Genomic DNA, 12,213 nt, shown 5'->3' on the forward strand with positions numbered 1-12,213 from the left:
ACCTTTTCGGCTCTTCTATTGCTGTAACCCTACTTCACTTTTGTATCTAGCATGGCTTGGTAGGTATAAATAAATATCGAATAATCAATATATTCATCCAGATTATTTTCAATACCCTTCAGATCATTTTCACTAAATTTGCGGCTATGCATCGCTACATACACATGACCTAAAATTTTTGCCGTTTTCTGCATTTGCTCACGTTCATACTGATCCAGATCATTCTCTTGAGCATATAAATCTGCATAATATTGTGCAAAAACCTCTTGCGGCGATTTATATTGAGTAAGCAATTTAGTCACTGCCTGCTCTGCTTGCCCTTGTTTCCAAATCGGTAATACAAGATCATTTATCGAACTGCCCAAATCATCATCAAACTGTCCATAGAGATCAAGATGATGTTTTTTCTGTAATGCCTTTACTTTCGTCAAAGCAACACCTTTAGGACTATAAACATCTTTATCTGCATAACAATATGCATAAACCTGTGCTATTTCCTGTAATTCCTGAACCGAATATTGTTTGACACTATCAGGATTTGAAGCAGTTAACTTGGCAATAAATACTGCAACATAAGTTTTCTCATATGACTTGGTTTGTTGATAAGTCTGTTTTGCTAAAGCTTTTAACTGATCATCCCAAGACAATTTCCCTGTTGATTGGTTCTTGGTATATTTGCCTAAAACAGACTCTAAAAATGAACCTTTAAACATTTCTTTAAATGATTTGGCATTATTCAAAGCCTTCTGATCAATCGCTGTTGCATGACCATAATTGGATACTTGCATATCTATTTTAAACTTAAAATCTGTCCCCAATTCTTTGGATTTTTGAGAAAAATCATAATCAACCGTTACAATACGCCCTTCCCGATCCAGACCCACTACAGTAACAAAGGGCTGACGTTGTTCAGGTTTTGGAAGTGCTGCATCAATCGCCCGCTGATTCTCAAGCCAGAGGTTTTTAAAGGTATTTGCATCAAGCAACTGATCCGAACCGTATTTGGAAAATTTCTCTGTTAACTCAGCTTGTTTTTGCTTAATCTCTACATTTTCAGATGTTTTAACATTTAAGATATTCAATGCAAATGTATTCTTGCAATAAACCACATCACCATAGCTAATTTTCTGAGGCGATTGCCCCAAATCATGGCATTGCTGATAAGTTAAATAGTTTTCATCCTCTTCAGAAACTCTCTTCTCTTCCTCTTCCACATCGGCTATGCGCCCCTGACGCTTTGCTTCGATACTATCTTCCTGATCTAAATAATTTTGTACAGCAATCTGCAACTGATACATCGCTTTACGAGCTTCGACATCAAAAGTCCGGTCCTTAGGAACATATAAATCTTCAGTCTGTGATGCCAGCTCTGCTTCATCCGCCATATCAGTTGCTAATTCGGCGGCATGTGCTTCTTCTTGTTGATGGTTTGGTTCACCTTCGATATTTCGCGATTGCTGTTTTTGCATAATACTTGCAAAATCTTGCCCGGTAACTTTAAATACCTGATTCATTGAATATTGCTGATTTGCAGTATTAAACAGACGACTTTGCAAAAGCATTTCTTCAAGCGAACTATCTAATCTGATTTTTTTTACCACACCTAGCGCTGCATCCTGCTTAGTTACAGAAACTACTCGCAACTGATCTGGTTGAGCCAACAAATAGTTAATCGCTCCTGCCTCTTTTAGGAGCTGTACAAAAGCTTTGGCATCTATTTTATCAATATAATCCTTGTATTTTGAGAAATCATAATATGCAAATTTATCCTGATTTTCTGGTGCGATCAGATAAGGCATAACACCTGAAAAACTGGTATAAAGTTTATAATTTTTCAAATCCACGACTGATGGGATACGAGCCTCAACTTTCAAGTTAGGCTTGTTATATTTTGCATTTAAATTTAGAGAAATTAATTTCTTACGATAATGGACTGAACCATCATAAGTTAGATCCAGATCGTTAAAAAACTGACGCATAAAATAGGAATTTCTATCGGGAAATACTCTCTGAAAAGGCAAATTCTGCTCTGCTATAGACTGATAAAGTTTCTGTTTTTCAATTTTGTTGAGCGGAATCTGCTGTGCCTTTAAATATTGATCAACTTTAAATTTCAGGTCATTCTCTAAACTAATATTTTGTACTGCATTTTTGGAAGATTTATTTTGAATCAAGTTTAACTTGATCGAACCACGATAATCGTAACTTGGATAATCATATAACGCATTAATGCCATAGATTGCCTGCTCCTGCACACTTTTGTTTTGACTTACTGCATTGGTTTTTATGACATGGGATGAACATGCAGATAAACTTAATCCAAAGATACAGAAACTTAAATATTTTAAACGCATAATTTTTTTTAAAAACCTTTATCTAATTATATTTCAAGAAGGAAATATGCTCACCACTCAAGCACACCAACAGAAAGTAAAACCCATCAAGTTTAACAAAAAACAGTATAAATGCACTGTACTTTTTATACCAAATTCGCCTTTCTGACATTTTTTTAGCATACTCTTATCAATGCTTTTTTAGTTTCAATATGAATAATCAAAGTATTGAATGAAAAACTCAAAAGTATATAAATTAGGATAAACCCTATGCCAGCATACAAAGCCCCTCTTCGTGACATCCGTTTTTTAATGAACGAAGTCCTCGATTACCCTGCGCATTACAAAACTTTATCGATTGGTGAAAATGCTGATGCTGACACAGTTGATATGATTTTAGAAGGTGCAGCAGATTATTGTGAAAATGTTCTTTCACCTTTGTATCAAACAGGTGATGACGAAGGATGCCATTTTAAGGATGGTGAGGTAACAACACCAAAAGGTTACAAAGAAGCATACGATCAGTTTGTTCAAGGTGGCTGGCAAGGCCTTTCTTATCCAGAAGAGTTTGGTGGTCAAGGCTTACCTATGTCTTTAAATCTGATTAAATCAGAAATGATGGGTACAGCAAACTGGTCATTTACCATGTACCCAGGTCTAAGCATGGGTTGTATGAATACCATCATGCAATTTGGTACTGATGAGCAAAAAAATACCTACATGCCACATCTCGTTGCAGGGACTTGGTCTGGCACCATGTGTCTAACAGAACCGCAATGTGGTACCGACTTGGGTCAGGTCAAAGCCAAAGCAGAACCGAATGCTGATGGTACATATAAAATCACAGGTACAAAAATCTTTATTTCAGCAGGGGAACATGACCTAACTGAAAATATTATTCATATTGTCCTTGCAAGACTTCCAGATGCTCCAGCAGGGACTAAAGGTATCTCGCTATTTATCGTACCAAAATTTATTCCAACCGCAGAAGGTGGCGTTGGTGAGCGCAATCCAGTCACTTGTGGTTCAATCGAACATAAAATGGGGATCAAAGCATCAGCAACAGCTGTTTTAAATTTTGATGATGCGATTGGCTATTTGATTGGTGAGCCGAACAAAGGCTTACATGCCATGTTTACCTTTATGAATACAGCACGTATTGGTACTGCGGTACAAGGTCTGGCACATGCTGAACTGGCTTTTCAAGGTGCTTTGCCATATGCCAAAGAGCGTATGTCTATGCGTGCTCTTTCAGGTAAAAAAGATCCAGATAAAGTCGCTGATGCAATCATTCATCATGCTGATGTACGTCGCATGCTTTTAACACAAAAAGCAATCGCAGAAGGTGGTCGTTCGATGATTTATCATGCAGCCCAAATTGCTGATAAAATGACCGATGCACTTGCTCAGGGTGACCAGGCAAAATTTGATGAGTATGATGACAAACTTGGCTTTTATACCCCAATTTTAAAAGGCTTTTTGACTGAACTTGGTTTTGAAGCTGCGAATCACGGTATGCAAGTCTTTGGTGGTCATGGTTATATTAAAGAACACGGCATGGAACAAATTGTTCGTGATTCACGTATTTCTACCCTTTATGAAGGTACAACAGGTGTTCAGGCACTGGATTTGATTGGTCGTAAAGTTTTGCTTTCTTCAAAAGGTAAAGTCGTTCGTGAATATACCGCTGAAATCCTGAAATTCTGTGGTGTGCATGCACGTAACAAATACATGCGTCGTTTTGCATGGGATTTAACCAAAATCTGTGCACAGTGGAATGCGTTGACTGTCCGTATCATGCTTGCTGCTCGTAAAGACCGTGACATCGTATCCAGTGCTTCGGTTGACTTCCTGATGTTCTCTGGCTACGCAATGATGGCTTATTATTGGGCACAACAGGCAGCTGTCGCTTCTGAAAAACTCGCAAATGGCGATGGCAAAGAAGTACCTGAATTCTATAAGGCAAAAATTAAAACTGCTGATTTCTATTTTGAACGTCTACTACCACGTGCCCAAGGTCATGCAGAATCAATGGTGAATCCTTCTAAGACACTGACTTCATTAGCATCAGAACATTTTAGTTTCGATTACTAAGATTTATCTCAAAAAGGGCGCTTAAGCGCCCTTTTTTACATTTGATTGATAACTTTGCTATCATTTTCGCAAGTCAAGAACGATTGATAGTCCAAGGCTTCTTGCCTAAAACTCAACGATATTAGAAACTTCATGTTGAAAAACATAAGGATCCGATAAAAGCTCATATGCTTCATCATCAGGATATGTCACAGCCACTTGATAATTTTCTCCAGCAAACTTTTTAATTGATTCGATTGAATCCCAATAAGTTGCCAAGAAAAAATGCTCCCACTCTCCTTGCGTTTCATGCCGTACAAAAGCACCCAAATTTCCCAAAATACTTTTGGAGTGTTCTACACCAGTCTTTTCTAAATGCTGAGCAAAACCATTTGCATATTTAGCAGGGACACAACCATGCCAAGTTCTTACGATCATTCACGTTAACCTTTTAGACATTTTTCAATAGTACTTACAGAGAGCTATATCTTATAAAAACTCTTCCAAAACTGAATTTAAGAATATATGCCCCTGCTCTGTACATGCGATTCTATTTTCATCTGAAACCAATAAATTACGCTTACGTAATGAACTCAATAATTCATCCAGATCTGACAAAGGTTGTCCTGTCCTTTGGGTGTAAAACCGGGCAGGAACACCATCATTTAACCGCAAAGCATTCATCATAAATTCAAATGGCATATCCTTTGATTCAACAGCTTGTAAATGTAGATGCTCAGCAGGTGTTTTTGCCAAATAATCTTTCGGTAAACGGGTTTTCTGAAAACGATATACTGCATCAGGCTTGGTGACTTTACCGTGTGCTCCAGCTCCAATCGCCAGATAGTCGCCAAATTGCCAATAATTCATATTATGTGCTGAAGGCTGTTCTTTACGCCAGGCTGATACTTCATAATTGATAAAACCATTCGCCTTTAAATAGGCTTCCCCTTGCTCCTGTATCTGCTCCAATACATCCTCTACAGGTAAAATGGGTTGAGCCCTAAAAAATACGGTATTTGGCTCAATCGTAAGTTGGTACCAAGAAATATGGGTTGCTCCATTTTCCACGGCCAGTTTTAAATCATGAAGTGCTTGCTCTAAAGTCTGTTCAGGCAAGCCATGCATTAAATCAACATTTATCCTTTCAAAGCCTGCCTGTTTTGCATGTTGAATCGCATAAATCGCGTCATGATTTGAATGGATACGTCCCAAGCGTTTGAGATGTTCAGCATTAAAACTTTGTACCCCGATTGAAAGACGGTTAATTCCTGCCTGTAGATATTCAGCAAATGGGTCATGTTCGACTGTTCCAGGATTGGCTTCTAGCGTAATTTCACAGTTTTCTTCAAATGAAAGGATATTTTTTAACTGGGAAAATAGCCATACATAACCTTTTGCCGAAATCAATGACGGCGTACCACCACCGATAAAGACGCTATGAATACTGCGTCCTTGGGCAAATTCAACCTGTGTCTTGAAGTCTTCAACTAAAGCTTGCAAATAAGTCTGCTCAAGTGCCAGAGCTAATTTACCATCAGGAACCGCATGTGAATTAAAGTCACAATATGGGCATTTACGTACACACCACGGCATATGGATATAAAGTGATAATGGAACTAATGCTGGATTCAAACTAGCCAAAGATCAAGCTCAAAAAGACTAAAACATTATTTTAACATGACTCGAATCAATCATAGGCATTGTGTTTTATTTGCTTTAGACTGTGATGAATAGCAATAACAATTAGATGAATAATATGATGAAAATGAGTTCGCAATTACTCATCTTGCTCCCATTGGCAATGGGTATCGGGATAGCCATGACTTTTCAGACGGCAATTAACACTCAGTTACGAGAATATCTTTATTCTCCATTACAAGCTGCACTTTTATCCTTTTTGATTGGTACAATAGTGCTCGCATTACTGGTTGTTTTTCAGCAAGGACAAAAACCAAGCTTTGAATCGCTAATCAGTATCCCGTGGTTTCTCTGGTTAGGAGGATGTCTGGGAGTATATGCGATTAGTATCAGCATTTATACTGCACCTAAACTTGGTTTTTTAACACTTTCAGGGCTGATTATCTTTGGACAAATTGTGATGTCAATGATTTTGGATCAGTTCGGTTTAATTGGTGCAGAAAAAACACCTATCTCCTGGCAACGTTTGCTTGGCGCAATCACGATTTTTGTAGGCGTACTTTTAACGCTTCAGCGCTGACTTCCTTTTATTACATTAAAACGAGTATTTTTTGTGTCTCATGTCACGACAACCCGCTTTGAATTAAAGCAACTCTTCCATCTGATGATACCGATTTTGATTACCCAATTTGCACAGGCCGGTTTTGGTTTAATTGATACCATTATGGCTGGGCATATGTCTTCAAACGATCTGGCTGCTATTGCTGTGGGCGTCGGACTCTGGATTCCTGTTATGTTGTTATTTAGCGGGATCATGATCGCTACGACTCCGTTGGTCGCAGAAGCCAACGGTGCACGCACACCAGAAAAAATCCCATCCATTGTTCGTCAGTCACTATGGGTTGCACTTATTTTGGGTATTTTAGCGATGCTCATTCTGCAAGCCATGCCCTTACTACTACCAGTTTTAGGTGTCCCTGAGTCACTACTCCCCAAAGCCAGTTTATTTTTACATGCAATCGGTTTCGGTATGCCTGCTGTAACCATGTATGCTACTTTGCGGGGATATTCAGAAGCTTTAGGCTATCCTAAACCTGTTACAGCGATTAGCCTGATCGCGTTGATTGTACAAATTCCACTCAACCTGATTTTCATGTATGGCATGGGGCCAATTCCTCATTTAGGCAGTGCTGGATGTGGTTTTGCAACGGCAATTTTACAATGGTTAATGTTTATGACTTTAGCCTTATTTGTATTTAAAGCAAAACGTTATCAAAAAACACAAATATTTAGTGGCTTGGAAAATATCGACTTAACTTTAGTAAAACGTATTTTAAAACTAGGGTTACCCATCGGTTTAGCCATTTTTTTTGAAGTCAGTATTTTTAGCACAGCGGCAATTATTCTTAGTCCACTTGGTGAAATTGTTGTCGCATCTCATCAGATTGCGATTTCAGTTACATCACAACTTTTTATGATTCCAATGTCTTTAGCATTGGCTCTCACTATCCGGGTCGGAACTTATTATGGTGCAAAAAATCTTGTTGCCATGCGCAAGGTTCAAAAAATTGGTCTGATTACAGCAACTGTCTTTGCTTTGGTTACCATGATTTTAATGGGAGCATTTAGACCCTTTATCGTGTCTATATACACATCAGACTATGATGTATCTGTTGCTGCAATGTATCTTATTTTATTTGCTATCGCCTATCAGCTTATGGATGCCTGGCAAGTCAGCGCTGCAGGCTGCCTTCGTGGCATGCAGGATACTAAAGGACCGATGTGGATCACCCTGATCGCATATTGGGTTATTGCCTTTCCAGTCGGTATTTATCTGGCTCGCTTTACCGACATGGGAGCTGCTGGTGTCTGGACGGGACTAATTGTAGGCTTGAGTGTTGCTTGCGTATTACTGTTGACTCGTCTCTATAAAAATAACAAGCGTTTGCAGAAAGAACTTTAATTGACTCATATAAAATCTTTTTGATTTGCTACATAAACTCATCATGTAGCAAATCACACTTAAAATACTTACTGATTTTTAAGCCGTTTTTGCCTGCGGACTTGCACCGATCTGCCATACAAATGGTAAATCTGCCTGATTCACCTCCCAATCACCAATTACTTTTTCTTTATAAATAAGCGGGTTGTGAGAAGAAACAGTTCGAGCATTACGCCAGAAACGATCCAGAGATTTTGCCGAGCTTGCTGCCGAAGCACTTAAGGCATTAAATAACTTTGTGGTTAAATCCAGTACCAATTCGCTTACAACAACCTGTCCCTGAGCCGATTCCAGCTCTGATGCATGATTGGCTTTTTGCTCGATGACATCCGAATTTGCAAAATGACTCAAATACGCTTCCTGTAAGCTAGCAGCAACTTTTTGAGTCACAGCTTCGCTGGCATATGTTTGCGCAGAAGCCTTTCCGATAACTTGTAAAACTTGAGCATCATGACGAACCAGATCTGCATTACCATGACTAAAAATACGCTTACGGTTACGTACTTCTTCACTAAAAGTCGCTACTGCTGCCTGAGCAATCCCAGTTAATGTTGCCAGATGAAACTCTTGATAAAAGGCTGTTTGATATTTAAAACGCGTGTCAAAGGGAATAATATTCTGTTCATGTACATGAACATTATCCAGTTTCAATGTACCACTTCCAGTCGTTTTCTGTCCAAAACCATCCCAGTCATCCAGAATAGTTACACCGTTCTCATGTCTGTTTACACCCACGATAACTGCCTGCTGGTTCACATCATCAAACGCATACAAATCAATCCAGTCAGCAAAAATACTCCCCGTTGAATAATACTTTTCACCATTTACAAACCAGCGACCTTCGATATTTCGAGTCAAACGAGTCGCAACATCACCAATTTTGACATTACCCACTTCCGTCCAGGCATTACCCACAATTTCGCCAGCAACGAAATGATCAAACCAGAACTTTTGAGAGCTGTCACGATGTGCATTTAAACGATCTTCTACAAATGCAAAATGACCACGTAACGCCTGCACAATGTTAGAATCGGCTTTTGCAAGCTCAGTCAAAAGTTCAAAAAGTTGTGGCAATGACGCCCCTTCCCCTCCATATTTCACAGGTACACGAACCGCAGTAAACCCAGAATCTTTTAATTTATTAATCTCATCAAAAGGCAGTTCGCGATTCTGCTCTCGTGATAAAGCCCCTTGAGCAATTTGCTCAAAAACGGGAAAATATTTTGCTTTTAACAAATCAATATCCGCCCCGAGTGACAATTCTTCCTGATTTGAAAAATCAAAATTTTTAAAAACCGTCATTTTATTTTCTCCCTTAACTCCATGGATGACGTGGAGGTAAAACACCGTTCAAGTAATAGTTTCCAATAATGTGATATTTCCAACGCACCGGATCATGCAATGTATGTGTACGAGCATTTCGCCAATGTCGATCCAGATTTAACTCCGACAATGTTGAACGTGTTCCAGACAGTTCAAACAGCTTATTGGCAGCAAGTAAAGCGACCTCCGTCGTTAAAACTTTTGCCTCGGCAACCAGTAATGTTGCTTCCGATACTTGCTGTTCTGTCGGGTTCTCAATCGCCCGATCAATAGCTTCACCTGCTAGATCCAGAACTGCTTCGGCAGCACGTAACTTGATACGAATCTCACCGATGTTGGCAATGGTAAATGGATCATGACTGGCTTGTTCAACACCAGAATCTATCCATGGGCGAGCCTTAGTCCGGACATACTGAGTGGTTTCTTCGATCGCACCACGGGCAATCCCGGCATCTACAGCCGCCTGAATAAACTGGGAAATCGCACCAGCAGGTGTAGGACGTTCAAAGGCTTTATAAATCGGGATAACGTATTCTTCACGAACCGCAACATTATTGAGCTCAACCGTACCACTTGCTGTAGTACGCTGACCGAAACCACTCCAGTCATTAATAATATTCAAGCCGACAGTATCTTGTGGAATCAGTGCAACAAAAGGTTGCCCTTCGTCATTCACTGCAACTGCTGGTATCCAATGTGCCAGCAATGCTCCTGTTGCAAAGAATTTACGTCCATTAATTTCATATCCCTGTTCGGTTTTGGTGATTTTGGTTTGTAAATCCGCAACATTTTTTCCATTTTTTTCAGAAAATGCATTTCCAAGTCGAATCCCCTTCAAAATTAATCCAAAGAAAAATTTCTTTTGTTCTTCTGTTGCATCTAAACGAATATGCTCTACAAATGCCCAATGGTTCTGTGCAATTTGCCCTAAAGATGAATCAACACTAGAGATCGTCTTGACCACTTCAGCAAGCGTTTTATATGAAACCTGAGCACCACCGTATTCTTTCGGTATATTGATTGCCCATAAACCACTTTGCGAATATTGTTTGATTTCATCCAAAGGCAAACGGCGCTCCTGATCTCGAGCCGATGCCTCTTTTGCAAATTCAACTGCCAGCTTCTTTGCGACTTCTATCGCCTCAGCATCACTTTTAATCACATGTGCATTTTCTTCAATTTCAAAAACACTCAGAGGAATAGCCGTTTCTTTGGATAAATTCTGATAACCTTGTTCTAGATTTCCCATTTTTTGTAGTACTCAAATATAAAAGCCCTATTCAAATTAGCATTAAAATCTATATTGGTTTATATTTATTAAAGCTTTGTTTATGAAATAGAAATTGAAAAGTTTTTCATTTTTATAGCTATAGATTAACCCATGATTTTTTTCATTTTTTACAAGCAACAAACAATTAAAACTAGGCAGCTCCTCTTTTGTCGCCTATTATCAAAAACAGAAAAGCTGCATCAGTTTAAGGATTTTTCCCATGTCAAAAAATGCGAGTACACCTGGTCGCCGTTTTATGAAGCTCGCGAGTATGACTGCGAGTATTGCCACAAAAACAGTATCCAACTCTATTCGTAACCTGACCGCAGATGAAGAACAAAAAAACGAGGCGAGAAGTAAATTATTTCAGGATATTGGTGTCCAGATTGCCGATACCTTGGGTGAGATGAAAGGCGCAGTCATGAAAGTGGGACAAATCGCGTCCCAATACAAAGATATATTCCCTCCTGAAGTGGCTAGAGCCATTGCCAAATTACAACGGCAGGCTCCTGCAATGCCCTTTAGTGACATCAAACTGCAAGTAGAAAAAGAACTCGGCAAACCGCTTGAAAAAGTTTTTAAAAGCTTCGATGAAAAGCCCTTTGCTGCTGCCTCAATTGGGCAAGTACATAAAGCTGTGCTACCCAATGGTGAGGAAGTCGTTGTTAAAGTTCAATACCCTGGTGTTGATGAAGCATGTGAAAGTGACCTAAAACAGGTACGTCTTGCACTTCGCTTGATGGGGGTTCTGAAAGTAGATAAAAAGCTACAAGATCGTCTATTTAAAGAGATCCAGGACAGCTTACAAGAAGAACTCAACTATGAGATCGAAGCACAAAACCTGCAGGTATTTAAAACCTTTCATCAAGCGCTTGATCATAAAATTATTATCCCACGTGTTTTCCCTGAATACTCCAGTCGCCGCATATTAACTTTAAGCCTTGAAAAAGGTGAAAGTATTGAAACTGCAAGTACTTGGGATCTAGCTCTACGCAATGAAATTGGTGAGCGACTTATTCGGGCTTTAGGACAGCAGATCTTCTTTTTAAAACGCTTTCACTGTGACCCGCATCCTGGAAATTTTGCTTTTAAAGCTGATGGCAGCGTGATTATCTATGACTTTGGCGGTGTAAAAACACTTAACAATGACATCGTAGAGCACTTTAAGGCACTGGTTCGAGCTGGTCGAAAATATGATATTCCTGAAATTGAAAAGCATTTAACAGCATTAGATGCCTTGGCTGAAACTGGTCAATTCCCAGATGAGCTTTACAAAGCATGGCTTGAGGTTTTACTCCGCCCATTGACGACCAATTATGATTTTGTAGAAAACTCTGCTCATCATGATGGCGTCAAACTGGTTAAAAAATCACTAAAATACTGGGATGTTTTTAAACCCTCTCCAGACACACTGATGGTGAACAGAACTATCTCTGGGCATTACTGGAACTTGATCCATTTAAAAGTCCATGACAATCTAAATAATATATTTAACGAACTCATTCCCCCTTTAGATTAGTCACAATAGATAATTTTTATCATAATGTTGTTAACACATGACAACATTATTT

Annotated in this window: 9 protein-coding genes; 4 read left to right on the forward strand and 5 right to left on the reverse strand. The window is 39.1% G+C overall.

All coding sequences use genetic code 11. The features are described 5' to 3' along the window. Nucleotides 1-29 precede the first annotated feature (29 nt). Complete coding sequence (locus KPC_RS02045; RefSeq protein WP_121972767.1) at nt 30-2,354, reverse strand: hypothetical protein; 2,325 nt, start codon at nt 2,352-2,354, stop codon at nt 30-32. A gap of 249 nt (nt 2,355-2,603) precedes the next feature. Between KPC_RS02045 and KPC_RS02050 the strand changes: the two genes are divergently transcribed. Then, nucleotides 2,604-4,427, forward strand: coding sequence for an acyl-CoA dehydrogenase C-terminal domain-containing protein (locus KPC_RS02050; protein ID WP_121972768.1), 1,824 nt, complete (start codon nt 2,604-2,606; stop codon nt 4,425-4,427). A 105-nt stretch (nt 4,428-4,532) separates the two neighbouring features. On the opposite strand, the gene KPC_RS02055 is transcribed toward KPC_RS02050, so the two are convergent. Next, a complete protein-coding gene (locus KPC_RS02055; RefSeq protein ID WP_121972769.1) occupies nt 4,533-4,844 on the reverse strand; it encodes a hypothetical protein in 312 nt (103 codons plus the stop codon). 51 nt (nt 4,845-4,895) lie between these two features. Beyond that, nucleotides 4,896-6,050 (reverse strand): radical SAM family heme chaperone HemW, encoded by a 1,155-nt coding sequence (gene hemW, locus KPC_RS02060; protein ID WP_121972770.1) that lies wholly within the window; start codon nt 6,048-6,050, stop codon nt 4,896-4,898. Between the two features lie 115 nt (nt 6,051-6,165). Here hemW and KPC_RS02065 point away from each other — a divergent pair, with 115 nt between their 5' ends. After that, nucleotides 6,166-6,627, forward strand: a complete 462-nt coding sequence (locus KPC_RS02065; protein ID WP_121972771.1) for a DMT family transporter — start codon at nt 6,166-6,168, stop codon at nt 6,625-6,627. 84 nt (nt 6,628-6,711) lie between these two features. Beyond that, a complete protein-coding gene (locus tag KPC_RS02070) occupies nt 6,712-8,010 on the forward strand; it encodes an MATE family efflux transporter (RefSeq protein ID WP_121972772.1) in 1,299 nt (432 codons plus the stop codon). Nucleotides 8,011-8,088: 78 nt separating this feature from the next. Here KPC_RS02070 and KPC_RS02075 read toward each other — a convergent pair whose 3' ends face one another. Both KPC_RS02075 and KPC_RS02080 read right to left on the reverse strand, forming a co-directional pair. After that, on the reverse strand, nt 8,089-9,351 hold the full coding sequence (locus KPC_RS02075) for an acyl-CoA dehydrogenase family protein (protein ID WP_121972773.1): 1,263 nt from the start codon (nt 9,349-9,351) through the stop codon (nt 8,089-8,091). Nucleotides 9,352-9,364: 13 nt separating this feature from the next. Next, on the reverse strand, nt 9,365-10,621 hold the full coding sequence (locus KPC_RS02080) for an SfnB family sulfur acquisition oxidoreductase (protein ID WP_121972774.1): 1,257 nt from the start codon (nt 10,619-10,621) through the stop codon (nt 9,365-9,367). Nucleotides 10,622-10,862: 241 nt separating this feature from the next. Between KPC_RS02080 and KPC_RS02085 the strand changes: the two genes are divergently transcribed. Continuing rightward, nucleotides 10,863-12,161, forward strand: a complete 1,299-nt coding sequence (locus KPC_RS02085; protein ID WP_121972775.1) for an ABC1 kinase family protein — start codon at nt 10,863-10,865, stop codon at nt 12,159-12,161. Nucleotides 12,162-12,213 lie beyond the last annotated feature (52 nt).

The sequence above is a fragment of the Acinetobacter stercoris genome (assembly GCF_900323515.1).
GTDB classification, from domain to species: domain Bacteria; phylum Pseudomonadota; class Gammaproteobacteria; order Pseudomonadales; family Moraxellaceae; genus Acinetobacter; species Acinetobacter stercoris.

Bases quoted from the DNA above. Each gene is read 5' to 3' on its own strand.
- KPC_RS02055 (WP_121972769.1), bottom strand. From the start codon at position 4,844: ATGATCGTAAGAACTTGGCATGGTTGTGTCCCTGCTAAATATGCAAAT.
- KPC_RS02045 (WP_121972767.1), bottom strand. From the start codon at position 2,354: ATGCGTTTAAAATATTTAAGTTTCTGTATCTTTGGATTAAGTTTATCT.
- KPC_RS02065 (WP_121972771.1), top strand. From the start codon at position 6,166: ATGATGAAAATGAGTTCGCAATTACTCATCTTGCTCCCATTGGCAATG.
- KPC_RS02080 (WP_121972774.1), bottom strand. From the start codon at position 10,621: ATGGGAAATCTAGAACAAGGTTATCAGAATTTATCCAAAGAAACGGCT.
- KPC_RS02075 (WP_121972773.1), bottom strand. From the start codon at position 9,351: ATGACGGTTTTTAAAAATTTTGATTTTTCAAATCAGGAAGAATTGTCA.
- KPC_RS02085 (WP_121972775.1), top strand. From the start codon at position 10,863: ATGTCAAAAAATGCGAGTACACCTGGTCGCCGTTTTATGAAGCTCGCG.
- KPC_RS02070 (WP_121972772.1), top strand. From the start codon at position 6,712: ATGATACCGATTTTGATTACCCAATTTGCACAGGCCGGTTTTGGTTTA.
- KPC_RS02050 (WP_121972768.1), top strand. From the start codon at position 2,604: ATGCCAGCATACAAAGCCCCTCTTCGTGACATCCGTTTTTTAATGAAC.